Source organism: Novosphingobium sp. B 225 (assembly GCF_002198665.1).
GTDB lineage: Bacteria > Pseudomonadota > Alphaproteobacteria > Sphingomonadales > Sphingomonadaceae > Novosphingobium.
Genome location: NZ_MWLM01000067.1, coordinates 17,590 through 44,355 on the forward strand (window position 1 = coordinate 17,590; position 26,766 = coordinate 44,355).

Here is a 26,766-nt window from a genome sequence, read left to right on the forward strand (position 1 = left end):
TGTCAACGCCCCGCCAGCTTCGGCGCGGGCGCGGGCGTGGCGGAAAAGCGCGGCGCGGGCGCGGGCTGAACCATGCCGCCGTCCTCCACAAAAGTACCGCGCGCCACATTGTGCGGGTGCTGCGGCGCTTCCTTCAGGCTCAGCACCGGGGCAAAGCAGATGTCGGTACCGTCCATGATGCTGCACCATTCGTCGCGGGTCTTGGTCAGGATCAGCGCGGTCATCCGTTCCTTCAGCTCGTCCCACTTGGCGGGGTTCATTTGCTGGGCAAAATCGGGATCGCCGGTCAGTCCGGTCTTTTCCAGCAGCAGGGCATAGAACTGCGGCTCGATCGAACCCAAAGAGATCCATTTGCCGTCGCTGGTTTCGTAGGTGTCATAGAAATGGGTGCCGCTGTCGAGCAGGTTGACCCCGCGTTCGTCGCGCCACTGGCCATTGCCGAGGAAGGTATAGGTCATCGCCGAAAGGATCGCCGCGCCATCGACCATCGCGCAGTCAACCACCTGCCCCACGCCGCCGCTGCGCGCGAGAAGGATCGCGGAAACCACGCCGAAGGCCAGCATCATCCCGCCGCCGCCAAAATCGCCTACGGCGTTGACCGGGAAGCTGGGCTTTTCCCCCTTGCGCCCATACGAATGGAGCGCGCCCGACAGCGCGATATAGTTGATGTCATGCCCGGCCAGCGGCGCCATCGGCCCTTGCTGGCCCCAGCCGGTCATCCGCCCGATCACCAGCTTGGGATTGACGCCCAGCAGCACGTCCGGCCCCAGCCCCAGCCGTTCGAGTACACCGGGGCGATAGCCTTCGATCAGCGCATCGGCGCTTTTCGCCATGTCTTTGAGCGTTTCGATCGCGGCGGGATCCTTGAGATCGAGTTCGATCACTTCGCGGTTGCGGTTGAGGATGTCGCGGTTGCCGGCATCGCCGAACCGGCCCGCATGGCCCGGCCGCTCGACCCGGATCACCCGCGCTCCATGATCGGCCAGCATCATTCCGCAGAACGGCCCCGGCCCGATTCCGGCCAGTTCGATCACCGTCACGCCTTGCAGAACACCCGCCATCGCACACCTCTTCCGATTGATTTAATCAGTCGATTAAATCGCCTTGGACGCGCTGGCAAGCGCCGATGCGAGGGTTAGAGCTTGCGGCGGGCCTCATCGAGCAGCTTGTTCGCGCCGCCAATTGCCTGTGCCTTGTCGAGCAGCGCGCCTGCACGCGACTTGTCCTGTCCGGCAAAGGCCAGTGCCATGCCCAGTGCCTGGGCGGTAACGCTGCTGCCGGGCTGCAACAGATAGGCCTGTTCGGCGCTGGCGAGTGCCGCTGCATGATCCCCCATGCGCAGCTGCGCCAACGACAGGTCAGACAGCAAGCGCACATCGCGCCCGCCCCCGCGCCGCCGCAGGTTTTCCAGTATGGCGCGCGCTGCGCCCCAATCCCCCGCAAAGGCGCGGTGGCTGGCGGCCATGCGCGCAGCGAGGCGGCTACCGGGATAGGCGGCAAGGTAACTCGCCACCACCGGCATCGCCTCTGCCCCCTTGCCCGCCTTGTCAAAGCTTTCGCCCATCCGCAGCAGCAGGGTTTCGGGAAAACGTACCCGGGCGGACAACTTGTAGGCATCCAGCGCTTGTCCGGCCTGTCCCCCTGCCATCGCCACATCGCCCCACAATGCCAGCGCTTCCGCTGAACCAGGGTGAAGCTGGCGGAACTGGTTGGCAACATTCTGCGCGCCAGCTAGGTTGTTCGCCGCAAGCAGGCTGCGGACATAGCCGACCGCTCTGGCCGGCACGCCCGGCATGTCGCTCCAGCGTACGGCCAGAACGCCGATCGGATCGCGTTCGGGGATTGGCATGATTGCCGGAACCGTTGCCGCAGCCGCACGGTCCAGGAACGGCGCGGCGGCAAGCCGGTCACCCTGTTCCTCGTAAGCCCGTCCGATCAGTTCCAGCAAATAGGCCGGAGCATCCGGACGCTGCGCCAGTCCATCAAACCTATCATGTAATTTATTGAAATCATTTGATTCATATAAAGCGCGAGCAAACAGCAGTTGCAGCCGCTGATTGACCGGCTGGCGATCCGCAAGCCGTTCCAGCGTCCCTGCCGCCAGATTGGCGTTGCCCGCTTCCAGTTCGAGCAGACCGGTCAGCTCGATGGCGGCTGGCATGTCTTTCAGCCGGGTTCCGGCGCGGTCAAGCAGCCGCCGCGCCAGGTCTATCTTGCCCGCGCGCGCCGCCAACACGGCTTGCAGATACCACGCATAGGGATGCTTGGGCACAATCCCGATCATCTTGCGGGTCACCACCAGCATGTCCTTGGCCCGCCCCGCCTCGCCCAACGTCGCGGCATAACCGCCCAGCAGCGACAGATCGTTTGGCAGCTGCTCCAGCGCCTGTTCGTAGAGCGGCAAAGCCGCATCCCAGCCCGATTGATCGCGCAGCAATTGCGCGCGAAATTCCAGTGCGCGCGGATTGTCCGGCCCTGCCGCCAGCGCCCGTTCCGACGCTTCGAGCGCTTGCAATTGCTCCCCGCCGACATAGCGCAGGCGGCCAATATCCACCCACAGCAAGGGATCCTTAGGCGATAGTGCCAGCGCCTTGTCATAGGCCTGCCCGGCGGCAGGCAAATTGCCCGACAGACGTTCCAGCATGCCCAGCATGCGCCAGCCGTGCGCTTCTTCGCCCTTGGCAAATTGACCCGGCCCCAGCCACTCGCGCGCTTTGATCAGATCGCCCTGGAGCAGCAGCGCCTCGCCCATCCGCGCGGCAATATCTGCGCGGTTAGCTCCGGCAGCGAGCACCTTGTTCAGCGCAACCTCGCCCGCAATCCCGTCACCGCGCAGCAGCGCAGCCTTGGCCGGATCCATCGCGCCCGGCTCAACTGCGGCGAGTAGCGGCCCCGCCCCGGCGAGCACCAGGCCGATCAGCATTGCGGGTAGCAGGCGGCGACGCTCAGGCATGAAGATCATATTGCTTGAGCAAGTCGTAGAGCGTCGGGCGGCTGATCCCCAGGATCTTGGCGGTGCTGGAAATATTGCCTTCACTGCGTGCCAAAGCATGGCGGATGACCCGCCGGTCGGTTGCCTCGCGCGCGCTTTTGAGGTTGAGCAACTGATCATCGCCCTCGCCCGGTTCCGCCAAATCCAGGTCGGCCGCGCCCACCAGCTTGCCCTCGGTCATGATCACCGCGCGCTTCACGCGGTTTTCCAGTTCGCGCACGTTGCCGGGCCAGGCCCAGCCATCGATCGCGGCCAGCGCATCGGGGGCAAAGCCCTTGACCACCGGATTCATTTCCTTGGCAAACCGCGCCAGAAACGCTTTGGCCAGCAGAGCCGCGTCGCCGGGGCGTTCGGCCAGGCTGGGAATGCGCACGACAATTTCGGCGAGGCGATAGAACAAGTCTTCGCGAAACCGGCCATCAGCGATCATCGCTTCCAGATTCTGGTGGGTGGCACAGACGATCCGGGTATCGACCTCGATCGATTTACGCGAACCGATCCGTTCGATCACGCGTTCCTGCAGAAAGCGCAGCAGCTTGACCTGCAAGGGCAGTGGAATATCGCCCACTTCGTCAAGGAACAGCGTGCCCCCGCCCGCCATTTCGATCTTGCCCTCGGTGGTCTTGACCGCGCCGGTGAAGGCCCCCTTTTCGTGCCCGAACAGTTCGCTTTCCAGCAAATTTTCGGGGATCGCGGCGCAGTTGATCGCCACGAACGCGCCCTTGTTGCGGTCGCTCGCCTCGTGCAGCCCGCGCGCCAGCAATTCCTTGCCGGTCCCGCTCGCGCCCAGCAGCATGACTGAGACATTGGTGTTGGCCACGCGCTCGATCGTGCGTGCCACTTTGACCATTTCCGGCGCGCCGGTGATCATCCGGCCCAGCACACGATTGTCTTCGCCCGAGCGGCTCGCCAGGTTGCGGTTTTCCGCCTCGATCGCATGGAGCTGAAGCGCGCGGCGTACAATCAGCCCCAATGCCTCGATATCGACCGGCTTCTGGTAGAAATCGTAGGCCCCCTTGGCGATTGCCGAAAGCGCGCTTTCCCGCGCGCCGTGGCCGGATGCGACGATCACCTTGGTATCGGGCTTAAGTGCCATGATCTCGTCCAGCACGGCAAAACCTTCGCTGGTGCCGTCGGGATCGGGCGGCAGGCCCAGGTCAAGTGTGACCACCGCCGGTTCCTCGGCGCGTAATGCGGCCATGGCACTGGCCCGGTCGCCCGCGATCACCACATCGAAATCGGGATAGGCCCATTTCAACTGTGCCTGCAGTCCCGCATCGTCCTCGACAATCAGCAGTTTGGGCTTGGTATCGGACATCATGCTACTTTCTTGCCTGCGGCATTGAGATTTTCGATCAGTTCGGCCGTGGCGGACAACGGCAGGCGGATAGTGAAGCGGGAGCCAAGCCCTTCGCGGCTTTCGACATCCAGCCTTCCCCCCATCGCCTTGACCAGCTCGCGCGCTTCATAGGCTCCGATCCCGAAACCGCCCGGTTTGGAACTGTCAAACGGCTTGAACAAGCGCGTGCGGACGAACTCGGCGCTCATCCCGGTACCGCTATCCAGCACCTCGATGTCACCCAGCACACCGTCGTTGGCAACGCGCACGAACACCGGGGAATGAGGTGCACTTGCATCGATTGCGTTCTGGATCAGGTGGCTCAGCACTTGTTCAAGCGAATCCGGCTGTGCGGCGATCCGGCAGGGCTGCGCTTCGACCAGTTCGACCTGGTGGCGCCCCTTGAACTGCGCAACCACCGTCGCGGCGACCTGATCTGCCTCAACCGGCACAAGCGCTTCCAGCTGGGTCCGGCCATAGCGCGACAGGCGGGCAATCAGGGCGTTGAGCTTTTCGGTCGAATTGCGCAGGGTGATCAGCATATCGGCACGAAATTCGGGGTTTTCCGCGTGCAGTTCGGCATTGCGTGACAGCAGGCTGAGCTGGCTCGCCAGGTTCTTGATGTCATGCATGACAAAGGCGATGCGGCGGTTGAAATCGTCAAACCGCCCGGCCTCGGCCAAGGCAGCTTGTCCGCTCTGCTCCGCCAGATAGCTGGCCAGCTGTTGTCCGGCGACGCGGAGCAGGTCAAAATCTTCCCAGTCCAGCCGGCGGACATGCGCCGGGCGCGCCAGCACCACCAGCCCGACCAGATGTTCAAAGTGAAGCAAGGGAACCACGGCCCAGGCCCGTGGTTCGGCCAGTATCCAATCGGGCACCGGTGCCTGCGCACGGTCTGCCTCACCGGTCAGGCGCAGCTCATCAAGATCGGCAATATAGCTGCGCGTTTCAAACAACTTGACCGCCTCGGCGGGAAGCGGCTCGGCCGGCACATCGGCGGTTGGCCACTGCCATCGCGCGGCCAGTTCGAACCGGCCATCCTCGGCCTCGGTCAACAGCATGCCAGCCGGGCTGTCAGTAATGTCCGCCACCGCGCGGATCACGCGTTCCTGCAGTGACGCCGGGTTCGCCCGTCCTTGCGCGATCGTGCGGGTAAAGCGCAGCCATTCGACGCGGTAGTCATACCGGTGCTGGAACAGGTGCTTCGCCATCGTCACCCGCAGCCAGCCGCGCAGCCGCGGTGATGGCATCACGATCAGCGCGATCAGCGATGCGGTGACCACGAACAGCAGCTGCATCGAAGCGGCAAAGTCTCCGCCCTGGATCGACAGCCACTGCGCAATCGCGACCATCGCCAGCAGGTAGGCCCCGATCAGCATCAGCGAGATCGACTGGAAGGTTACTGCGCGCGACGGGCGCAGGTGCAATTCCTCGCTCCCGCGCCGCGCGCCCATCGCCAGCAGCAGCGCCATGACCAGCGCCGGTGCGCCGCGCAGCGCCGAAAGGCCCTCCGGACTGCTCCCCGCCAGATAGGCGATCGTGAAGAAGTTGAGGTCAAAGCCCCACTGCACCAGCAGCGCCGCTGCCGGCCAACGCACCAGCAACCGCGCCTGGCGCGATGCACCCACGTGCAGGTTATGGACCAGCACCAGACCGCCGGTCGCGATCAGCAGTTGCAGCAGCACCAGCGTATGGACATAGGCTTGATGAAAGTCAGGCGTTAACCGCAGTTTGATCAGCAGCAGCTGCGAGATACCCTGGACCAGCGAAACAAACGCCAGCGCTCCCAGCAGCGGCCTTACCGGGTGGACGTTGCGGTGCCGGCCGTCGAGCGCAAACAGGCCATAGAGTGCGACCAGCCAGCCCAGATTGCGCACGGATTCCAGCAAGGTCGTCGCCATGCCATCGGGCCCGGCCAGCGTTCCGGACAAGGCCCAGCCGAACGTGGCCAGCAAGGCCAGCACCAGTCCCCGCCGGACCTTGCCATAGCAATCGCGCCGCGATGCAATCCAGCCCGCCGCCGCTGCACAAGCAAAGGCCCCGGTCCCCCAGACCGCAGCCGCAATGCCTGGCAACAAGGCATCGGCACCGCTCATTTCAGCGCGCGCCCTCGTGCCACAGCACCACGCGCAGGGTTTGCAGCAGGATCAGCAGATCCAAGAACGGGGTGTAGTTCTTGGCGTAATAGAGATCGTATTCCAGCTTGTGACGCGAATCCTCGATCGATGCGCCATAGGGATAGTTGATCTGCGCCCAGCCAGTGATCCCAGGCTTCACCATGTGGCGTTCGGCGTAATAGGGCAGCTTCTGTTCCAGATCGGCGACGAATTCCGGGCGTTCCGGACGCGGGCCGACAAAGCTCATCTCGCCTTTCAGCACTGACCAGCATTGCGGCAATTCATCGATCCGGACCTTGCGGATGAATTTGCCCAGCCGGGTGACGCGCGGATCGTCCTTCTGCGCCCACTGCGCCCCCCCCGCTTCGGCGTCATTGCGCATCGAGCGCAACTTGATCACGTTAAACGGCTGATTGTAGAGCCCGACGCGGACCTGGCGGTAGAACGCAGGCCCCTTGCTCTCCAGCTTGATCAGCAGCGCAAACAGCAGGATCACCGGCGCGGCCAGGGCCAGCAGCAACGCGCTGGCGAAAATATCGAACAGCCGTTTGGCCACGCTTGAAATCGCCCGGCCAGAGGAGAACCCGTCTGAAAAGATCAGCCAGCTGGGATTGACTGTATCAAGGTCGACCCGGCCCGTCTCACGCTCGATGAAGCTCGAAAAATCGTTGACGTGGACCCCGGTGGTCTTGATCCGCAGCAGATCGGGCAGCGGCAGCGCGTTGCGGCGTTCTTCCAGCGCCAGCACCACTTCGCTGACCCCCAGGTTTTCGACATAGCGCGTCATGTTGTGGATCGCGGCGCGGTTGATTGCTTCTTCAACCACCGGCACGCTTTCGGTCATCGCGATATAGCCCACGATCACGAAGCCGCTTTCGGGACGCTCTGACAGCTTGCGCAGCCGGTCGGCGCGCATTCCCGCGCCCAGCACCAGCACGCGGCGGCGGAACGCGGATGCACCCAGTACGCCCCCCACCACCAGCCGGTTGAGCACCAGCAGCACCACCGAAGCCGCCATCGCGTAAGCCAGGGTCGAGCGCCAGAAATTGTGCCCGCCCAGCACAAAATCGACAAATGACAGCCCGATGATCCCCAGGCTGACCGCGACCAGCAGCCGCGCCGTGGCAAACCGCATCGATCGCAGCGCGTCAGAGCCATAGACCCCTACCGCAATCATCGCTGTCAGGATGATCCCGGCATAGCCCGCAAGCTGCCCGATCCGGTCAAGCGTGGGCCCGGGCAGCGACCCGATCTGGGTTGAGCGCAGCCGCCAAGCGAAATCGCCAGCGAAGATCAGCAAGCCGATATCGATCAGCCCCAGCAGGATCACCGCATGCGGGATATAGTGTTTGAATAGCCGGATCATGGTTGCCGGAGCGGCCTTCCTTCACATCTGAAGGCCTTGCCCTAACCGGCAGAGGTGAAATGTCGGTAAATTTTACAGCATATGGTTAAGGGGCATAAATTGTTGACTTAGGGTCACGCCCCGAAGGCAAACGGCGTCAACCCGCGGGTGCGCTCGTCAAACTGCAGTGCCGCACCGCGCGGGGGGAGCGAACGTTGCAGGCAATCGGCGCGGTGGCATGCGGCACAGCCCGGCCCGGTACGTGCCGCGTGGGCCGCATCCAACGCCATGCCCCGGCTTTGCGCCAATTGCCCGGCCAGCCGCGCTTCCAGCACCAGAGCCACGGCATATTGCGGCGCTTCTGTTCCCAGCGCGCCGCTGGCTTCAACCGTACGGGCCATGGTCAGCCACAGGCCGGGCGTTCCCGCCCCGCTGGCAAATTCGACCAGTTGCGTCCCGATCCGCCCGCCTTGCTCAAAGGCCCGATGCGCGATCCACAGCGGGCAGCTGGCCTCTCCTTCGATCAGGGGGGAGCCGCTCGCCCCGGCAAACCGCTTGGAAAACTGCCCGGCGCGGTCGATCCGGGCCATGCCGAACGGCAGCCCGCGCTGGCCGACGCGTTGCAATGTGGTGAGCCGGTGGGCAAGCTGTTCAAAGGTTACGCCAAACCGGCGCTGCAGCACTGCCAGATCATAGCCGGTTGCTTCGCAGGCGCGCATGAAGCGGCCATAGGGCATCAGCAGCGCGGCGGCGAAGTAATGCGCCAGATGGCGGCGAAACAGACGCCAGGCCGCGCGATCAGTAAATTGTGCGCCATTGGCGATGGCCGCGATGGCATCGCGCTGTTCCAGCAGGGCCAACTGCACCGCGATCTGGAAATTGCGGCTGGGCGTGTCGAGCAGTTCGGACAGCTGCAATTGCCGCGCATGCAGATCGAGCCGCCGCAGCGCATCGGGCATCACATCGGCAGGCAGGATCCGCACTGACAGCTGGTGCTGCTGGCGCAGCCGTTCAGCCAGCGCCGCGCCCAGTTCCGCGCTGGACAGGCGCAGTTCGTCGGCCAGCGCCTCGGCCGCGGCGTCCAGATCGGCAAAATGGTTGCGCCAGCGCTCCACCTCGCGCCGCACCAGATCCATCGGATCGTTTTGCGCCAAACCGGCATCCTTGCCACTCGCGTCGAACAGCCGGGCAAAGGCCAGGGCGGCCTGCGGCGCTGCGGCGAGCCATTCGGCGATTTCATCGCGGTCGATCGACAGGTCGGCAAAGCGTTCGTCCGCCAGTCGGCGGCGCAGGCCATCGACCCCGCCCACCACTTCATCCTGACGCAGGCTGCGCGGATCAAAATCGAACTGTTCGGCCAGCACCACCACCAGCCGCGCCGAAAGCGGGCGCTGGTTGCGTTCTATCAGGTTGAGATAGCTGGGCGAAATCCCGAGCCTTGCGGCCATGGCCGACTGGGTCATCTGTTCGCGCCGCCGCAGACGGCGGATCGCCGGCCCGGCCAGGATGCTGGGATCGCTCATTCGGACCATTTGTCACATATTTTACATTTTTACAAGCCTGACCCGCCAAATCAGCGCAGATGGACAAGATTTGTTGTCATTTTTATTACGCGGGTGACCAACCACGGATTAGACAGGTTCCAGACGGAGCGCAGGCTCCGAATCGAACCGAACCGAAGGAATTGCCCATGGAAACGGCCACCCAAACCGAAATGCGCCAGCCGGGCCGGGCCCGCGCGCTGCTTTCGAACCAGGATTTCACCCTGCTCCGTGCCGCGCTGGCCAGCCACGCCCGCGCCACCGAAGAGCCTGACGAATTGGCGCGGATCAGCGCGCTCTATCATCGCCTCGGCAGCTTCGCCTGAGGCCGACCCTCTCCTGGGGAGGAGAATTGGCGGCCGCCGGGGTGCCCCTTTCATCCCGGCGGTCGTCAACCTTGCGCTAACCATATGCCGGAACGCGGTGGTTAACCTTCGCGTGCTAGGCCCCCGGCCATGCGCAGGTCCACGCCCCAATTGCCGGTTTCACCAAAGCTGCTGAAGCATTTTGCAGCGGCGACAGTGGTTATCACGCTGTGCTTTGCCATGTTTGTCAGCGGCGAGGACGCCTCGTTAAGCGCCCAGATGCAAGCGCGTGAGGCCAAGAACCAGCTGCTCGAAACCGAAGCGGAAACGCTTGGCACCCGCAAGGTGGCGATGGGCATGAAAATCAAGGCCAAGCCCGTTTCCTGGGGCGGTGGCGGAGATGAAGGATCCGGGGATTCGGGCGGCGGCGGTACGGGCTCAATCGATCCCGATGCACCGCGTCAAAACCGGGCCATTGCTCCGGGTAGCGGCTATACGCCTGCGCATCCCGTGCTGCCCCGCAACATGCCGATGACCCCGGGCCAGACCGTGTCCGTCAAAGGCCAGCTCGCCACCGACCTGGTGGGTCCGATCGGCGATGCCGCCCGCGCCAAGCAAAAGGGCAAGGCCGGCACCATGTTCCGCCCCAACGCCGAACAGATCGAAACGCTCAAAGCCGCTTCCGGCGATCGCACCGGAACGGGTGCAAGCGACGATTTCTAAAAGCATTCCCGCGCCAGAAACGCACGAGTTTCTGCGCCAATCACGGCCGCGTGGCCATAGTTCGGATGGTCCACCAGCACCATTGCCGTGCCTTCTCCGCTTTGCCACGCAGCAATCGCTTCGGGGGTGAAATCGAAGTGGAAGAAATGGACCGCGCTGGCCTTGTTGTCGCTTTCGCGGGTGCGTTCCAGATCGCCTTCGGGCCGCGCGCGGATCAGATGTGAACCCAGCTGGATCGCGACGTGATTTTCCACCCCGCCGATCGTCCGCAGAAAGGCGTCACGCTTGTCAGCATCGCCAATTTCGAACAGCACAGTCGCAGTCAGTTCGCTGCCCTTGGGGACCATCGGATCATAAGCTGCCAGTTCGTCTACCAGCTGCTCTGCCCCGCCTTTTTCAATGCGCAGCATTTCCTGGATCTGCAGCCACATCGAATCCCAGTTTTCAAACAGCACCGTGGCGTGCGGGCCCACCGAAATCCGGGTCAGCTTCTTGCGCTCGATCGCTTCCTGCTTCTTGTCGGCACGGATCAGCTGATACTGGTCGAGCGGCAGGATATCGGCAGCAGTGATGCTGCGCTGGTCGCGGGGCATTTGTGGCATTCCTTACAATAAAAACTGACTCAGTGAATTTATTCACAGGCCGTAGGCCTTGGCGAGTACTTCGATCGGATGGCCGATCCGGGCCGGCGCGGTGCCGCCATTGGCCGCAATCACCTGTTTCAGGTGCGGCCCGGCCAGCGGACATTCGCTGACGATCAGGTCCGGGTCACCTTTGACCAGATTGCGTGCAGCCGGCTTGCCAACTTTGACGGCCCGGTCAAAATTCTCCTTGAAAATCCCCCACTTGCCGCCGTGGCCAGAGCAGCGCTCAGTCAAGGCGGGTGTTGCGCCGGGGATCAGGCGGAGCATTTCCATCGCCTTGGGGCCCATGTTCTGCGCACGGGCATGGCAGGCAAAATGGACCGCGATGCTGGCGGGCATTTCCGGGATTGGGGCCAGCCCCTTGTCCTTGTTCAAGGCCACCACATATTCCGAAACGTCAAACGTATGCTTGGCCAGCGTGGCCACCGCCGGGTTGTCCGTTTCAATCAGCGGCCATTCGAATTTCAGCATCAGCGCGCAACTGGTGGTGAGCGGCACAACGTCCCAGCCCTGTTCAACCAGCGGTGCGAAATGCGCGGAAATCCGCTGTGCGGCGCTGGCCACGGCCGGCAGATCACCGTTTTCAAACTTGGGCATGCCGCAACAGTCGGGATGCTCGATCCGCACCTGCACGCCCTGGTGAGTCAAAACCTTCACAAGCGCGAGGCCGGGGGTGCCATCGTTGAAATTATCGTGACACCCGGCATAGATCGCCACTTTCTTGCCAAAGGCCGGGCCATCCGGATTGGGCGCAGGAACAATGCCATTGGCCTGATTGACCAGCGGCACGTCCATGAACGGCGGCAGATGCGCGCGGCGATCGATCCCGACGACCTTTTCCATGATCGGACGGGTCAGGCCGTTGCTTTCCTTGGTCGCCCAATTGGCAAGGCCCGCAGCGATAGTGCCCAGCCGTCCGTTGCGGTCCATTTCGCTGAGCTGCTGATCCGCGAACGAGGTTTCACCCTTGCGGTGCTGGACCGCGCGGTGGCGCAGCATAAGATGCGGAAAATCAAGGTCAAATGAGTGCGGCGGGACATAGGGGCACTTCGTCATGAAGCACATGTCGCACAGCGTGCAGGCATCGACGACCGAGGCCAGCTGGGCCGATGTCAGGTCATCCACTTCCTCGTTCGGGCTTTCATCAACCGCGTCGAACAGGATCGGGAAACTGTCACACAGATTGAAGCAGCGGCGGCAGCCATGACAGATGTCATAGACGCGGCGCAACTCGGCATCGAGCGCGGCTTCATCGTACCAAGCTTCATCCTGCCACGGGATTGGGTGGCGCGTGGGTGCCTCTAGGCTACCTTCCATGGTGGGTTCCCGGCTCGTAAAGAAGGGGCGATGCCCTCTCCCCCTGAGGGGAGAGGTTAGCGCAGCTAGGCCCGGCAGGGCCTAGCAAAGCTTGGAGAGGGGAGCGCGCTGCGACTCCCCCTCTCCGGGCCCTCTCCCCTTAAGGAGAGAGGGCTATTGGCCTTACGCGTCCAGCGAATCCAGAGTCTTCTGGAACTTGCCGGCGTGGCTCTTTTCCGCCTTGGCGAGGGTTTCGAACCAGTCGGCGATTTCGTCGAAGCCTTCGTCGCGCGCGGTCTTGGCCATACCCGGATACATGTCGGTGTATTCGTGGGTTTCACCCGCGATCGACGCCTTCAGGTTGGCGGCAGTATCACCAATCGGCAGGCCGGTGGCCGGATCGCCGGTTTCTTCAAGGTATTCAAGGTGCCCGTGAGCGTGGCCGGTTTCACCCTCTGCGGTCGAACGGAACACGGCGGCGACGTCATTGTGGCCTTCGATGTCAGCCTTCTGGGCGAAATACAGATAGCGGCGGTTTGCCTGGCTTTCACCGGCGAAGGCGGCTTTGAGGTTTTCTTCGGTCTTGGTGCCCTTGAGTCCCATGATGTCTCTCCTGGAATGAACTTTCGACCCTGCTTCATTGGGCCGCATGACAGGCAGAAGCCATCGCGAAATTCCGCAACCGGTGATCGGCATTTCCGATCACATTATTGAGAATAATTCGCAGAAACGATTTTCAACGCTTCGGCATCAGATCCATCGCCGCAACTGACAGCGCCACGGCTCCGGCTTCGATCACTTTATCTGCCTCTGGCGCCCAGAACGGACTGTGCAGGCCATGAAGCTGCTTGCCGTCGCGCTCTGCCGCGGCAAGATCGGCTGCGGGCCTTCCGCCAACCCACAGGATCAGCGATTGGGTTTTCGGCCCGGCCGCGCGGGCAAATTCGCCAAAATCCTCACCGGCCATCGAAGGAAGCGGGTTGGCGACTCGCTCTGCACCGAACTCAGCGACCATGACACCGCGCATCCGCTCGGCCAGTTCGGGAGTGTTGAAAGTGGCTTTCGCACCCGTTGCGTCGACACTGACGACGGGCAAGCGATCCTCCGGCAAGCCTGAGGCCAGCGCCTCTGCGCGGGCGATCCGCTTGATGCCGTCCAGCAGCAGTTGCCGCGACTTGTCCGAATAGGACCGGACGGTGAGCTGCAACTTGACCTCGTCCGAGATGATGTTGTGCTTGGCCCCGCCGTGGAACGCGCCGACCGTGACGACCGAGGGGTCAAACGGGCTCGCCTCGCGGCTGACCAGGGTCTGCAGGCGCATGACGATCGCGCTGGCCAGGACGATCGGATCCTTGGTGGTCTGCGGATAGGCGCCGTGGCCGCCAAGGCCCTTTACCGTTATGTCCACGCTGTCTGAATTGGCCAGCACGAAACCCGCCTTGACCCCGACCACTCCCGAAGCGAGATCGGACGTATCGTGGAAAGCCAGGGTATAGTCGGGCTTGGGAAACCGGGTGAACAATCCGTCTGCGATCATCGCGGCGGCGCCATCAGTGATCTCTTCCGCAGGCTGACCGATCATCACCAGGGTGCCCGACCAGTTCGCCCGGCTGGCGCTGAGCGCCCGCGCCGCGCCGATCCAGCCGGTCATATGGGTATCATGCCCGCAGGCGTGCATGATCCCGCTTTCGACCCCGGCAGTGGAAGTGCCGCGCGCCTTGGAGGCATAGGGCAGCCCGGTCTGCTCAACCACCGGCAGCCCATCCATATCCGCACGGATCAGCACGGTCGGCCCCGCGCCATTGCGCAGCACCGCGACCACCCCGGTCTTGCCGACCCGCTCGGTCACTTCAAACCCGGCAGCGCGCGCCGCATCGGCCATGATTTTGGCCGAGCGAACTTCCTGAAAGCTGAGTTCCGGGTTCTGGTGCAGATCGCGGTAGATCGCCACCAGTCCAGGCAAATCGGCCCGGACCCGTTCAGCCACCCCATCCTTGGCCACGGCGGGAACGGCAGACAATGCGGCAAGCGCGGCGGCGATGGTGAGCGAGAGCTTGGTCATGCTGTGCAGGCTAGGCGGCAAATCGCCGTGCTGCAATCGCTGATGGTGCCCCTGGCCCGACTCGAACGGGCACGTATTGCTACAAACGATTTTGAGTCGTTCGCGTCTACCATTCCGCCACAGGGGCTCCTGCGCGAAGAGGCCGCTTAGCGACCTTGGCGCGCGGGTTCAAGCCGGGGTTTCAGAAATCCCAGCCGAGAGCGAGGTGGACCACATCGGGCGCCTTGAACCGGCGCGAGCCAAGTGCGCCCAGTTCGAGCACCGGGCCGCCCGCCATGCTCCAGGTCTTGGTAGGGGGCTCAAAGCCGGTCGGGAACTGCGCCGCATCGAGCCGGGGCATTGTTTCATCGCGTTGGCGCGCCTGCTCCTTCGGCGGCGAAGGCGGCAGTTCAAAGCGCTCATCCGGCAAGTCCAGCGCCGCTTCGGGAACCGGCACGGCCAGAGCCATGGCAATCGGCGCGAACGAGTGGGCAAGCAGCAGCGCAGACATCGGCAAGCCTTGGCAAGAGCGGTGGGTAACCGCACTTATTGCCGGACATGCCTAAGATCGGCCTAACGCGGCCTGTTATTTCTTGAGTGCGCCGACCAGGGCCTTGTGCAGCCGCGAATGCAGCACGTCGTTCCCGGCGAGCACCTGGGCATCGCAGATCGGCTGCGATTGCCCGCGCCAGTCGGTGACAAAGCCGCCGGCTTCGCGCACCAGCAGGCAGCCAGCCGCAGAATCCCACGGCGCGAGGCCGCTTTCCCAGTAGCCGTCAAACCGGCCCGAAGCGACCCAGGCGAGATCAAGCGAAGCCGCGCCAAAGCGGCGGATTCCTGCGACGGTCGAGGCCAGTTCGGCATAGATCTTTGACCATTCGGCACTGTCCCCGCGACCGGCAAAGGGAATCCCGGTGGCGATCAGGCTTTCATCGAGATGGCGGCGTGAGGAGACGCGCAGGCGGCGGTCGTGCAGCCAGGCGCCGCGGGTCTTTTCCGCCCAGTAGCTTTCATCGGTGACCGGCTGATAGACGATCCCCGAAGTCACTTCGCCCCAGCCGGAACCGTCCAGCTTGGGTTCCTGCACCGCGATCGAGATCGCGAAATGCGGGATGCCGTGGAGGAAGTTGCTGGTCCCGTCGAGCGGATCGACGATGAAGCGCGGCTTGCCGGCTTCGCCCTCGATCTCGCCGCCTTCTTCCATCAGGAAGCCCCAGTCAGGCCGGGCGGCGCGCAGCTCGTCCCAGATGGTGCGTTCGGCGCGCTGGTCGGCCTTGGACACGAAGTCGGCCGGCCCCTTTTTCGAGACCTGCAGGTGCTCGACTTCGCCAAAGTCGCGGCGCAGCCGCTGGCCGGCCTTGCGGGCGGCCTTTTCCATGACGCGGACAATCCCGGGAACAACTGCCATGATCTGGGCTCAGTCTGCCTTGCTGACGTAGGTGCGTTCGTAAACGTCCACCACGATCCGGGTGCCGCTGGCGATGTGCGGCGGAACCATCACGCGCACCCCGTTGTCGAGGATCGCGGGCTTGTAGCTGGACGAGGCAGTCTGCCCCTTCACCACAGCGTCGGCTTCGACGATGGTCGCTTCGACCTGTTCGGGCAGCTGAACCGAGATCGGGCGCTCGTCATACATTTCGAGCAGCACGGTCATGCCGTCCTGCAGGAAGGCATCGGCGCCGCCCAGCAGGTCCTTGGGCAAAGTGATCTGATCATAGGTTTCGACGTCCATGAACACCAGGTCGTCACCTTCGACATACAGGAACTGGAAGTCCTTGGTGTCGAGCCGGACCTTTTCGACCGTGTCGGCGCTGCGGAAGCGGACGTTGGTTTTGCGGCCGTCGATCAGGTTCTTCATTTCAACCTGCATGAAGGCGCCGCCCTTACCCGGCTGGGTGTGCTGGGTCTTGGCGACCTTCCAGATGCCCTTTTCGTATTCCAGGATATTGCCGGGACGGATGTCCACGCCGCTGATCTTCGCCATGGGGATGCCTTCAAGGTTGAGAAAGAACCGGACGCAAGGACCGGGAAAGGCGCGCCCTTAGCGCTTCGCGGGGCGCGGGGCAAGGTGGCGCGTCCGTTCAGTTCCTGCTAATCGCGCCGCGGACAAGGGGAGGCTCATGAGGAACCGCATCATCGCTATGGCCGCGTTGCTGGCCGGACCCGCGCTGGCCACCCCCGGTGGGCAGATCGATACGCTGCAGCAAGGCACCTATGTCTGCGAGCTGCCCGGTGATGCCGCCGGCCCCGCCGGGGTGCGTCAGCCGCAGCACGATTTCACCATCGTCAATTCCTCCAGCTATTTCACCGACCAGGGCCGTGGCACCTACCTGCTGACCGGGGATACGGTCACTTTCACCAGCGGCCCCCGGCGCGGGGAGAAGTTCAACCGCCTGTCCGGCAACTTCCTGCGCAAGGCCGGGCCGAACGGGCAGGACAGCGATCTGCGCTGCGTGCGCCAGGTGGTCAACAACCGCTGAGTTATCCCACCACCGCCTTCCGCGTCCGCGCATAGAGCCAGCCCACCGCCCCTGCGAACACCGCTACGCCCAGCGGCACGGCCCAGGGGTTGTGTTCCATCACCGCCAGCACTTCGGCATCGCCGCTGGCCGCTGCGATCCCGGCAAAGGCCACCCCGAACAGGCTTTCACCCACGATCAGCCCGGTCGCCGCCAGCACGCCCATGCGTTCGGCAAAGGCGGGTTCGGCCTGCCGCGCGGCCCATTTGTCATAGAAATGTCCGCAAATCGCGCCGATCGGGATCAGCAGGGTCAGGCCCATCGGTAAGTATATTCCCATGCCCACGGCAAGCGGCGGCAGGCTGCCTTTGCCTGACTTCCTCAGCACCTCGTCAATCACGATCACCACAGCGCCAATCGCCGCGCCCAGCCCGATCAGCCCCCAATCAAGGTTGCCGCCCAGCACCCCTTGCGCAATCGCGGTAATCAAGGCGGCTTGCGGCGCGGCCAGTGCGTTTTCGCCCGCCCCCGGCGCGCCCTGGAACCCGAAAGTGGTGTTGAGCAGGTCCAGCACCGGCGGGATCACCAGCGCGCCGAACACCACCCCCAGCACCAGTGCCACCTGCTGCTTCCACGGCGTCGCGCCGACCAGTTGCCCGGTCTTGAGATCCTGCAGGTTGTCATTGGAAATCGTCGCCACGCCAAACACGATTGCGGTGACGAACAAAGCGAAAGCGACCAATGCGCGGGTCACCGCGGGATCGCCGCTCTGGCCATAGATCCCCGCCAGGACCAGCGAAATGCCCAGGCTGGCCAGGATGCCTACCCCGGAAATCGGACTGTTCGAAGCCCCGATCAGCCCGGCCATATAGCCGCAGACCGAAGCGATCACCACGCCGGCCAGCAGGACATAGCCAATCGACAGCGCCACGGTCAGCCCCAGTTGCGCTTCAACCGGCCCGCCCCGCGCAAAGCCCGCCAGCAGCAATCCGATCGGCACCATGGCCAGCAGGATCGAACCGCCGATCACGCCAATCGGCAGATCACGCTCGGTAATGTCCAGGCTGTCGCCCTGCCCGCTCTTGCGCTGCTGCGCCGCGCGCAGGGCCCCGGCGATGCCGCTGATGATCGGGCCGATCATCTTGATCAGGGTCCAGATCGCCGCGAGGCCAATCGCCCCCGCGCCCACAAACCGCACCTGACTGCGGAAGGTGGTGGAGACAAAGTCAGCCAGTTCCACCCCGGCCGGCGGCCCGCCAGCCGTGAACTGCGGCAGCAGCACCAGCCAGCCAATCGCAAGGCCAACCAGCATCGCTACGCCCACTGCCATGCCGACCAGATGGCCGACCCCGATAAGCGCGAGCGAGAAGCTGGTTGAAAAGGCCGTCCCGCCGCTTCCCAGCTTGACCGCCATGCTGGCTTCCTCGGCCACCAGTTTCAGCTTGGCCAGCACCGAATAGCCTGCCGACAGCACCGCACCCAGCACGATCGCGGCAAGGCCTTTGCGGTTCTCCTCAGCCCCGCCAACGCCTGCTCCAACCTTCAGCACTTCTGCCGCCGCGACGCCTTCGGGATAAGGCAAGTCCGATCCGGTCACCAGCGCCCGGCGCAGCGGCACCGAATACATCACCCCCAGCGTCCCCCCGACCGCGATCACCGCGACCGACTGCCAATAGGGGAACCCCGTCCACCACCCGATCATGATCAGCCCGGGCAGGACAAAGATGATCGCCGACAGCGTTCCCGCCGCGCTGGCGATGGTCTGGACGATATTGTTTTCCTGGATCGTGGTGTCCGAAAACGCCTTCAGCGCCGCCATCGAAATCACCGCCGCCGGGATCGAAGTGGCGAAAGTCAGCCCGATCTTGAGCCCCAGATATACGTTGGCCGCCGTGAACAGCACGGTCAGCACAGCCCCCAGCAGCACGCCGCGCAGGGTTAGTTCGGTGAGCGGCTGAGGCCGGGTCACAGGTGGATTATCGCTCATCAGGATGGACCCCGGCTGAAGGACTGGACACTATGGACACAGTCCTGAAAGAAGAAAAACCAGCCCCGCCGCCCCGGTTCCGCCTGCGCCGGGGCGCGGTGCCCGGCATGGCAGGAAGTCAGGCTTTCCAAGGGATTCGCGGCTGTCATGGTCTGCGAGTATCCCGGTTTGAACGCCTGTAGGAAAGAGCTAATTTGGAGACTCTTTTGGACGGATATCCGTATATCCGGATAAACGGATATCAGCATATCCGGATATCTATCCAGTGTCGCCCAGCGGCTTTTCGCGCGCCGCATCCAGCCCGATCGGTGCTGCGGGGGCTCCGCGCCAGTCCCGCCCGAATCTTTCCGGAGCACACAACCCGATGGGGACGGGCTTTGCGCTGCAAGGCAAAATCATCACCCTGTGAAGGCGCGATCCGCAGAACTCTGGATCAGATCCACCCGGTCAGCAACACCTTGCCGACAAGCGACACAGGGTCACCCTATCCCCGCAACCGCTCTGCAAATGCCCTGACCGCCGCCGCTTCATCGCCGTTCCACACCGCCCCGGACACTGCCAGAAAGTCCGCCCCGGCCTCAACCAGTGGCAGGCAATTGTCTGGCGTGATCCCGCCGATCGCGACGCAGGGAATCTCGAAAATATCCTGCCACCAGGTCAGCGTGGCAAGATCGGCGACATGTTCGGTCTGTTTGGTCGTGGTCGGAAAGAACGCGCCGAACGCAACATAGTCTGCCCCGGCCTCGCCCGCTTCCATCGCCAGGTGGCGGCTGGCGTGGCAGGTGACGCCGATCTGCGCATCCTTGCCCAGCCGCGCGCGGGCATCGGCCACTTCGCCGTCACCCTGCCCCAGATGGACCCCGTCCGCGCCCAGTCGTTTGGCCAGCGCGATCGAATCGTTGACGATGAACGCCACCTCACGCTCTGCGCAGATCGCCTGAAGCGGCTCTGCCAATCGCGCCGCCTCATGCTCGTCCACGTCTTTCACGCGGAACTGAAAGGCTGCGACCGGCCCGGCATCGAGCGCGCGTGCCAGCCGGTCAGCGAATGCGCCCGAAACGTCGAGCGGGGAGATCAGGTAGAGTTGGCAAAGGTCCATGGCCGTCTCCCTATCCGCCAAAGCGGCGCGCGCCAAGCGTTCTGGCGCGGTTCATCGCGGCGTGGCAGGATGCAGCCGATGAAGCCCATGGCCCTCCTCCCGCTCGCCCTGCTCCTGACCGGCTGCGTCACGCCCCGCGTGGGCGAGGATGGCAGCGTGGAGGCGCGGCTGGGCCAGACCGTAAGCGTGAACGGCCCGCGCATAACCCCGCTCAAAGTGCTGGAAGACAGCCGCTGCCCGATGGAAGCCCGCTGCGTCCGCGCCGGGGACGTGCGTTTGCAAGTGCGCGTGCGGCTTGGCACGGGCAGCGAACTGCGCGAACTGACCCTGGGCAAGCCGGAGCGAGTGGCGGACGGGCAGCTGACCCTGCAAGGCGTCATGCCCCCGCGCAGCGTGCAGCGGGCGATCAGGCCGGGGGACTACCGGTTCAGCTTTACCTTCGCGGGTGGGTTGTAAGCCAATACCCGCCCAGCTCCGTTCGTGTCGAGCGAAGTCGAGACACGCCAGCGCNGCCAGCGCCGGGTGTCTCGACTTCGCTCGACACGAACGGAGGTGAGGTAACTGTTCGCGTCAGGCAATCTTCCGGGTCGAACCCTGGTAAATCGCCTCAATCGCCTCACCCAGCGAGGCGTCGAATTCCGCGTCGCTCATCGGCGCGCGCAGGTCTTCGAGCAGCGCGCGGCTGAAGCTGGCGATGATGCCCTTGTTCTTGCTGAGTTCGACGCAGGCTTCGGGGCGCTTGTAGCCGCCCGACAGCGCGACCACGCGCAGCACCTTGGGATGGCTGGTCAGCGCATCGAAGGTGCCCGGCACCACCGGCAGCGACAGCTTGAGCATGACCTGCTGGTCCATGCCTTCAAGGTTCTTGAGGATTTCCTCCAGCATGATCTCGTCGCATTCGGCGCGGGTCTCGCTCTTGATGTTGATCTCGGGCTCCAGCATCGGCATCATGCCGTGGCTGAGCACTTGCCGACCCACTTCGAACTGCTGCGCAACGGCGGCGGCGATCCCGGCCTGATTGGCCGAATTGATCACCGAGCGTTCCTTGGTGCCATAGACGCCCAGCGCCTTTGACCGGACCAGCAGCGCATCGAGTTCAGGCATCGGCTTCATCAGCTGGACGCCGTTTGCCTCGTCTTCCAGACCCTTGTCGATCTTGATGAACGGCACCACGCCCTTGGCGATCAGGGCCTGCGGGGTGGGCACGCCATCGACCGTGCCGTCCATGGTGCGTTCGAACAGGATCGCGCCGATCACCTTGCTGCCATCGAACGCCGCCGAACGGATGATCCGGGCGCGCATTTCGTGGATCAGGCCGAACATTTCCTCATCATTGCTCCACGCCCCGGCTTCGATCCCGTACCCGGCCAGTGCCTTGGGAGTGGACCCACCCGACTGGTCCAGCGCGGCGATAAAGCCGTTTCCGGCGGCCATCTTGGCGGTCATGTCAGCAGTGTTCATCGAATCCGTTCCTGTGCTTGCATACGTATGTATCCGGGGCCGATAGCGAGCAGCGCCGCGAAAGGCAACCGTGCTAACCAATCAGATTTCGAGCGCCTTCACGCCGGGCAATTCCTTGCCTTCCATCCATTCGAGGAAGGCGCCCCCGGCGGTGGAAATATAGCTGAACTGTTCGGTCACCCCGGCATGGGCAAGCGCGGCAACGGTATCGCCGCCGCCCGCAACCGAAACCAGCGCGCCTTCGGAGGTCAGCGCTGCGGCGCTTTTGGCCAGAGCGACGGTCGCCATGTCGAACGGTTCGGTTTCGAACGCCCCAAGCGGGCCATTCCATACCAGCGTCCGGCAGGTCTTGAGCACATCGGCCAGCGCTTCGACCGCCTGTGGCCCCACATCAAGGATCATCTCGTCCGCGGCCACTTCATGCACATTGCAGGTCCGCAGGCTTGGCGGATTGGCGGCGAATTCCTTGGCCACCACCACATCATAGGGCAGATGGACGATGCAGCCGCTCTGCTCCGCAGTTTCCATTATTTTCTCAGCAGTCGGCGCCAAATCATGCTCGCACAACGATTTTCCGACATTGACGCCGCGCGCCGCCAGGAACGTATTGGCCATGCCGCCGCCGATGATCAGATGATCGACCTGGGTGACAAGGTGGGTCAGCACGTCCAGCTTGGATGAAACCTTGGCCCCGCCAACTACCGCGGCAACCGGTTTGACCGGGGTGCCCAGCGCCTTGTCGAGCGCCTTGAGTTCGGCTTCCATCGATCGCCCGGCATAGGCGGGCAGCAGGTGCGCCAGCCCTTCGGTCGTGGCATGGGCGCGGTGCGCGGCAGAGAAGGCATCGTTGACATAGATGTCGGCATTGGCCGCAATCGCCTTGGCGAACTCAGGATCGTTCGCTTCCTCGCCTTTCCAGAACCGGGTGTTTTCCAGCAGCGCGATGTCACCGGGCTGAAGGATTCCGATCGACTGGGCAAGCACCGGCCCGGCAATCTCGGGCACGAACATCACTTCCTTGCCCAGCACCGCCTGCACCGCATCAAGCGTCATGCTGACCGACATGGTCGAAACGCGTTCACCCTTGGGCCGTCCGAAATGCGCCAGCAGCAGCACTTTCGCGCCCTTGGCCGACAGTTCCAGGATCGTCGGCGCGGCGGCCCGCACGCGGGTATCGTCGGTCACCGCCCCGTCCTGCATCGGCAGGTTCAGGTCCACCCGCACCAGCGCGACCTTGCCGGTCAGGTCAGAGAGATCGTCGAGGGTGCGGAACTTGGTCATTGCATTTTCCCGGTCGGAGATGTGGTCATGCCGCCAACCTCATCCCGTCACCCTGAACTTGTTTCAGGGTCCATTGGCGACCATCGACCGAAGCTCTGATTGGCAGCAATGCCGCATCGCAACAGCTGTCAACGCAAACGTCGGTCCAATCGGCACGATGAATGCTGAAACAAGTTCAGCATGACGGGTCAGGTATGGCAGTACCTTTAATTACAGCAGCTTGCCCATCGCGCCGGCCGTATCGACCATGCGGTTGGAAAAGCCCCATTCGTTGTCGTACCAGCTCAGCACGCGCACCAGCTTGCCGTCGATCACGGCGGTTTCCAGGCTGTCGATGGTGCTGCTGTTCGGGCAATGGTTATAGTCGATCGAGACCAGCGGCTCGTCCGAATAGCCCAGCACGCCCTTCAGCGCGCCTTCCGACGCGGCCTTGAGCAGCGCGTTGACTTCTTCTTTGGTCGTTTCGCGCCCCGGCTGGAAGGTCAGATCGACCACCGAGACGTTCGGGGTCGGCACGCGGATGGCGCTGCCGTCCAGCTTGCCCTTCAGTTCGGGCAGCACTTCGCCCACGGCGCGGGCGGCGCCGGTGGTGGTGGGGATCATGCTCATCGCGGCGGCGCGGGCGCGGCGCGGATCTTCGTGGATCTGGTCGAGGATCTTCTGATCGTTGGTATAGGCGTGGACCGTGGTCATCAGCCCGCGTTCGATCCCGATCGCATCGTTCAGCACCTTGGCGAACGGCGCCAGGCAGTTGGTGGTGCACGAAGCGTTCGACACGATGGTGTGGCCAGCTTCCAGCTTGTCATGGTTGACGCCGAAAACGACCGTCAGGTCCACGTTCTTGCCGGGGGCAGAGATCAGCACCTTCTTGGCACCGGCGGCCAGATGCTTTTCGCAGCTGGCGCGGTCGGTGAAGAAACCGGTGCATTCCAGCGCGATGTCAACGCCGTTGGCACCGTGCGGCAGGTTGGCCGGATCGCGCTCGGCAGTTACCTTGATGCGCTTGCCGTTGATGATCAGGTCATTGCCGTCCACTTCCACAGTGCCGCTGAACGGACCGTGGACGCTGTCACGCTGGAACAGCATGGCGTTGGCCTTGGCCGATGCCAGATCGTTGATCGAAACCAGTTCGAGATCATGGTCGGTGCGTTCCAGAATTGCCCGTGCCACGTTGCGCCCGATGCGTCCGAAACCGTTAATCGCAACCTTGGTCGCCATTGTGTCAACTCCTCCTAATTAGCCCAGTTTGGCCTTGATCTTGGGTACAATTGCGTCAGCCGTAAGGCCGAAATACTTGTAGAGCTGGTCTGCCGGGGCCGAGGCACCAAAGCTGTCGATCCCGCAGCACAGCCCATCGCTGCCGACATAGCGTTCCCAGCCATGCGTCACCCCGGCCTCGATCGAGACCTTGAGCGCATCGGCGGGCAACACATCGGCGCGGTAGGCCGCATCCTGGGCGTCGAACAGTTCGGTGCAAGGCATCGACACCACGTCCGCGCCGATCCCGGCAACTTCGAGTTCAGCCGCACAGGCCACCGCGATTTCCACTTCCGAACCGGTCGCGACCAGCACCACCTTGCGTGCCGCCACGGCGCTGCGCAGGCGGTAGCCGCCCTTGGCGCTGCGGTTGGCCGCGCCCGTCCAGCCCGCGTCCCCTTCCCCGCGCAATTGCGGCAGGTTCTGGCGCGACAGCGCCAGCACCGAAGCCGTGCCCGCGGCTTCCAGCGCGGCGGCCCAGCATTCGGCGGTTTCGATCACGTCCGCCGGACGGAACACCAGCAGGCCGGGGATCAGCCGCATCGACATGATGTGTTCAACCGGCTGGTGGGTCGGCCCGTCTTCACCCAGCCCGATCGAATCGTGGGTCAGCACATAGACAACCTGGGCACGCTGGATCGCCGACATGCGGATCGCGTTGCGGCAATAGTCGCTGAACACCAGGAAAGTACCGCCATAAGGCACCATGCCGCCGTGCAGCGCCATGCCGTTCATTGCCGCCGCCATGCCGAATTCGCGTATCCCATAATGGATATGCCGCCCGGCATAATCGTTCGCGCCGAAAGTGGGCGTGAACTTGGTCTTGGTCAGGTTTGACCCCGTCAGGTCGGCACTGCCGCCGATCAGGGTGGGCAGTTGTTCCGTCAAAGGCCCCAGCGCCATTTCCGAAGCCTTGCGGGTCGCAACCTTTTGCGGGTTCGCAACCAGATCGGCGATATAGGCTTCGAGCGCAGAAGCGGCCGTGGCGGCAACACCGGCAAGCCCGGCTTCAAAATCAGCACGCGCGGGCGATGCGGCCAGCCGCGCTTCCCATTCGGCGCGGGCTGCAGCGCCCCTGGCACCCAAGGCGCGCCAGTCCGCCGCGATCTCTGCTGGCACTTCAAACGGAGCCGAGGTCCAGCCCAGATAGGCCCGGGTCGCAGCAATTTCATCCGCACCCAGCGGAGCGCCGTGGACATTGTGGGTGCCCTGCTTGTTCGGCGCACCCTTGCCGATCACGGTCTTGCAGGCGACCAGCGAGGGGCGCGGATCGGCCGCAGCTTCGGCCAGAGCGCGGGCCACATCGGCATGGTCATGCCCGTCACACTTCGCGGTGTGCCAACCACTGGCGGCATAGCGCGCCAGCACGTCTTCACAGGTCGAAAGCGCGGTATCGCCATCGATCGTGATGTTGTTATCATCCCACAGCACGTTGAGCCCGCCCAGCTTGAACGTCCCGGCCAGGCCCACGGCTTCGTGGTTGATCCCTTCCATCAGGCAGCCATCGCCCGCGATCACCCAGGTCCGGTGATCGACCAGCGCATCACCGAACCGCGCGTTGAGGTGGCGTTCGGCAATCGCCATGCCCACTGCCATGGCCAGGCCCTGCCCTAACGGGCCGGTGGTGCATTCCACACCTTCCAGCTCAAAATTTTCGGGGTGCCCGGCGCAGGGGCTGTGCAGCTGACGGAAATTGCGGATGTCATCCATCGTCGGCCGGGCATAGCCGGTCAGGTTGAGCAACGAATAGATCAGCATCGAACCGTGCCCGGCGGACAGCACGAAGCGGTCCCGGTCCGGCCATTTCGGCGCGGCGGGATCGAATTTCAGGAACTGGCTGAACAGCACGGTGGCGACATCGGCCATGCCCATCGGCATGCCGGGGTGGCCACTGTTGGCCGCCTGGACCGCGTCCATCGAAAGCGCGCGGATGGCGTTGGCCATGGGCGCGAGGCGGGCGGGATCAAGGCTCATGGTCTGGCTGGCTCCGTAACAGGGCCGAATGCCGTAGCGATTCGGCGCAGGGGTTCCTTTGCGGAGGCATCTCCCCCCGTCAAGCACGGGTGCTGACCGCCATGCTCCGAGATCGTGGGAAAAGCCCCACGCAACCCTTTGCCGGGCGGCCATATTGCGCTAGCCTTGCCACGATGAATGGGGATCGAACCTCTCAGGCTCTGGCCCGGATCGACGCGGCGCTTGCCCGGCTGGACGGGGCTGCACGCCAAGTGGCTGAAAATCGCCATGGTCTGGCCGACCTCGCCCAGCTTCAGGCCAAGCACGCGCGCCTGCGTGACGCGGTCAGCGAAGGGCTGCAGCAGCTCGACCAGCTGATCGAAGGATCGGCGGGATGAGCAACGTATCCCTGCGGATCGGCGGCCGCGACTATACCGTTGCCTGCGCCGAGGGTGAGGAAGATCACGTCCGCGCGCTGGGCAGCATGATCAACGGCAAGGTCGAAGACATGGGCAGCGCCGCGCAGGGTGAAGCCCGGCAACTGCTGTTCGCCGCGCTGCTTCTGGCAGACGAACTGCACGAAGCCCGCGGCAAACTGGCCGGGGCTGATCCCGATGCCCATGCCCCCGCGCTGGAACGGATTGCCCAGCGACTGGAAAATATCGCCTCTGCCCTTGAGCAGTAAGGCAAGCAGGGCCATATAGCACAGCGACGGGTACTGCCCGGTGCGAGCCTTCGAAAATCCCTGAGGCTATAAGCAAATCCATGGGGGCTGTCCCTGGTCGGATCCTGGTCCGGCACACATGGTCCCCACCTGACGTGAACGCGTCAGAGGATTTCCCGGCAACGGCCCATGGTGGTCCCGTCACCCTGTTTGAAATCCTCCCCCTTTGGGGGAGGGGGACCACCCGCGGGGTGGTCCCCCT

General features: G+C 63.9%; 25 protein-coding genes and 1 tRNA gene. 6 read left to right on the forward strand and 20 right to left on the reverse strand.

The window, feature by feature from the left end; all coding sequences use genetic code 11:
- Positions 1–2: 2 nt before the first annotated feature.
- The 6 genes from MNBBLIKP_RS14800 to MNBBLIKP_RS14825 form a co-directional block, all read right to left on the reverse strand.
- Positions 3–1,061 (reverse strand): CaiB/BaiF CoA transferase family protein, encoded by a 1,059-nt coding sequence (locus MNBBLIKP_RS14800; RefSeq protein ID WP_088311039.1) that lies wholly within the window; start codon positions 1,059–1,061, stop codon positions 3–5.
- 74 nt (positions 1,062–1,135) lie between these two features.
- A complete protein-coding gene (locus tag MNBBLIKP_RS14805) occupies positions 1,136–2,953 on the reverse strand; it encodes a tetratricopeptide repeat protein (protein WP_140420622.1) in 1,818 nt (605 codons plus the stop codon).
- Positions 2,946–4,310: a PEP-CTERM-box response regulator transcription factor gene (gene prsR / locus MNBBLIKP_RS14810; protein WP_088311065.1), complete on the reverse strand. Its 1,365-nt coding sequence runs from the start codon at positions 4,308–4,310 to the stop codon at positions 2,946–2,948. The genes MNBBLIKP_RS14805 and prsR overlap by 8 nt, the downstream gene beginning before the upstream one ends.
- Positions 4,310–6,427, reverse strand: coding sequence for an XrtA/PEP-CTERM system histidine kinase PrsK (gene prsK, locus MNBBLIKP_RS14815; protein WP_088311041.1), 2,118 nt, complete (start codon positions 6,425–6,427; stop codon positions 4,310–4,312). Before prsK ends, prsR begins: the two co-directional genes overlap by 1 nt.
- Position 6,428: 1 nt before the next feature.
- Entirely contained in the window at positions 6,429–7,814 is a 1,386-nt protein-coding gene (locus MNBBLIKP_RS14820; RefSeq protein ID WP_088311042.1) for a TIGR03013 family XrtA/PEP-CTERM system glycosyltransferase, read from the reverse strand.
- A gap of 113 nt (positions 7,815–7,927) precedes the next feature.
- Positions 7,928–9,316 (reverse strand): helix-turn-helix domain-containing protein, encoded by a 1,389-nt coding sequence (locus tag MNBBLIKP_RS14825; protein WP_088311043.1) that lies wholly within the window; start codon positions 9,314–9,316, stop codon positions 7,928–7,930.
- Between the two features lie 167 nt (positions 9,317–9,483).
- Between MNBBLIKP_RS14825 and MNBBLIKP_RS18105 the strand changes: the two genes are divergently transcribed.
- A complete protein-coding gene (locus MNBBLIKP_RS18105; RefSeq protein WP_176399786.1) occupies positions 9,484–9,660 on the forward strand; it encodes a hypothetical protein in 177 nt (58 codons plus the stop codon).
- Positions 9,661–9,789: 129 nt separating this feature from the next.
- Positions 9,790–10,362 carry a hypothetical protein gene (locus tag MNBBLIKP_RS14830; RefSeq protein ID WP_140420623.1) on the forward strand — a complete coding sequence of 191 codons (573 nt, stop codon included), beginning with the start codon at positions 9,790–9,792 and terminating at the stop codon, positions 10,360–10,362.
- Here MNBBLIKP_RS14830 and MNBBLIKP_RS14835 read toward each other — a convergent pair.
- The 8 genes from MNBBLIKP_RS14835 to efp all read right to left on the reverse strand — a co-directional run bounded on the left by MNBBLIKP_RS14835 (position 10,359) and on the right by efp (position 16,327).
- The gene (locus MNBBLIKP_RS14835; protein WP_176399790.1) at positions 10,359–10,955 is read right to left on the reverse strand and encodes a DUF3501 family protein; all 597 of its coding nucleotides are present in this window, start codon (positions 10,953–10,955) and stop codon (positions 10,359–10,361) included. The genes MNBBLIKP_RS14830 and MNBBLIKP_RS14835 overlap by 4 nt on opposite strands.
- 42 nt (positions 10,956–10,997) lie before the next feature.
- Positions 10,998–12,323, reverse strand: coding sequence for a heterodisulfide reductase-related iron-sulfur binding cluster (locus MNBBLIKP_RS14840; RefSeq protein ID WP_088311046.1), 1,326 nt, complete (start codon positions 12,321–12,323; stop codon positions 10,998–11,000).
- Positions 12,324–12,485: 162 nt separating this feature from the next.
- Positions 12,486–12,905, reverse strand: coding sequence for a rubrerythrin family protein (locus MNBBLIKP_RS14845; protein ID WP_088311047.1), 420 nt, complete (start codon positions 12,903–12,905; stop codon positions 12,486–12,488).
- 133 nt (positions 12,906–13,038) lie between these two features.
- A complete protein-coding gene (locus MNBBLIKP_RS14850; protein ID WP_088311048.1) occupies positions 13,039–14,364 on the reverse strand; it encodes an amidohydrolase in 1,326 nt (441 codons plus the stop codon).
- Between the two features lie 43 nt (positions 14,365–14,407).
- Positions 14,408–14,491: transfer RNA gene (locus MNBBLIKP_RS14855), tRNA-Leu, on the reverse strand.
- A gap of 54 nt (positions 14,492–14,545) precedes the next feature.
- Positions 14,546–14,854, reverse strand: coding sequence for a hypothetical protein (locus MNBBLIKP_RS14860; RefSeq protein ID WP_088311049.1), 309 nt, complete (start codon positions 14,852–14,854; stop codon positions 14,546–14,548).
- 75 nt (positions 14,855–14,929) lie between these two features.
- Positions 14,930–15,751: an inositol monophosphatase family protein gene (locus tag MNBBLIKP_RS14865; RefSeq protein WP_088311050.1), complete on the reverse strand. Its 822-nt coding sequence runs from the start codon at positions 15,749–15,751 to the stop codon at positions 14,930–14,932.
- A 9-nt stretch (positions 15,752–15,760) separates the two neighbouring features.
- Complete coding sequence (gene efp, locus MNBBLIKP_RS14870) at positions 15,761–16,327, reverse strand: elongation factor P (RefSeq protein ID WP_088311051.1); 567 nt, start codon at positions 16,325–16,327, stop codon at positions 15,761–15,763.
- Between the two features lie 136 nt (positions 16,328–16,463).
- Here efp and MNBBLIKP_RS14875 point away from each other — a divergent pair, with 136 nt between their 5' ends.
- Positions 16,464–16,823: a hypothetical protein gene (locus tag MNBBLIKP_RS14875; RefSeq protein WP_140420624.1), complete on the forward strand. Its 360-nt coding sequence runs from the start codon at positions 16,464–16,466 to the stop codon at positions 16,821–16,823.
- A gap of 1 nt (position 16,824) precedes the next feature.
- Here the strand turns inward: MNBBLIKP_RS14875 and MNBBLIKP_RS14880 are convergent, their stop codons facing one another.
- Complete coding sequence (locus tag MNBBLIKP_RS14880; protein ID WP_088311053.1) at positions 16,825–18,789, reverse strand: OPT family oligopeptide transporter; 1,965 nt, start codon at positions 18,787–18,789, stop codon at positions 16,825–16,827.
- Between the two features lie 484 nt (positions 18,790–19,273).
- Entirely contained in the window at positions 19,274–19,888 is a 615-nt protein-coding gene (gene thiE, locus MNBBLIKP_RS14890; RefSeq protein ID WP_088311055.1) for a thiamine phosphate synthase, read from the reverse strand.
- Between the two features lie 78 nt (positions 19,889–19,966).
- On the opposite strand from thiE, the gene MNBBLIKP_RS14895 reads away from it, so the two are divergent.
- Positions 19,967–20,344: a hypothetical protein gene (locus MNBBLIKP_RS14895; RefSeq protein WP_254913071.1), complete on the forward strand. Its 378-nt coding sequence runs from the start codon at positions 19,967–19,969 to the stop codon at positions 20,342–20,344.
- Positions 20,345–20,458: 114 nt separating this feature from the next.
- Here MNBBLIKP_RS14895 and MNBBLIKP_RS14900 read toward each other — a convergent pair whose 3' ends face one another.
- The 4 genes from MNBBLIKP_RS14900 to tkt form a co-directional block, all read right to left on the reverse strand.
- Positions 20,459–21,349, reverse strand: coding sequence for a fructose bisphosphate aldolase (locus MNBBLIKP_RS14900; protein ID WP_088311056.1), 891 nt, complete (start codon positions 21,347–21,349; stop codon positions 20,459–20,461).
- A gap of 81 nt (positions 21,350–21,430) precedes the next feature.
- On the reverse strand, positions 21,431–22,630 hold the full coding sequence (locus MNBBLIKP_RS14905; RefSeq protein ID WP_088311057.1) for a phosphoglycerate kinase: 1,200 nt from the start codon (positions 22,628–22,630) through the stop codon (positions 21,431–21,433).
- 210 nt (positions 22,631–22,840) lie between these two features.
- Complete coding sequence (gap, locus tag MNBBLIKP_RS14910) at positions 22,841–23,848, reverse strand: type I glyceraldehyde-3-phosphate dehydrogenase (RefSeq protein ID WP_088311058.1); 1,008 nt, start codon at positions 23,846–23,848, stop codon at positions 22,841–22,843.
- Between the two features lie 18 nt (positions 23,849–23,866).
- The gene (tkt, locus tag MNBBLIKP_RS14915) at positions 23,867–25,861 is read right to left on the reverse strand and encodes a transketolase (protein ID WP_088311059.1); all 1,995 of its coding nucleotides are present in this window, start codon (positions 25,859–25,861) and stop codon (positions 23,867–23,869) included.
- Between the two features lie 173 nt (positions 25,862–26,034).
- Here tkt and MNBBLIKP_RS14920 point away from each other — a divergent pair, with 173 nt between their 5' ends.
- Together MNBBLIKP_RS14920 and MNBBLIKP_RS14925 are read left to right on the forward strand one after the other, a co-directional pair.
- Entirely contained in the window at positions 26,035–26,238 is a 204-nt protein-coding gene (locus MNBBLIKP_RS14920) for a hypothetical protein (protein WP_088311060.1), read from the forward strand.
- Entirely contained in the window at positions 26,235–26,525 is a 291-nt protein-coding gene (locus MNBBLIKP_RS14925; protein WP_088311061.1) for a cell division protein ZapA, read from the forward strand. Before MNBBLIKP_RS14920 ends, MNBBLIKP_RS14925 begins: the two co-directional genes overlap by 4 nt.
- Positions 26,526–26,766 lie beyond the last annotated feature (241 nt).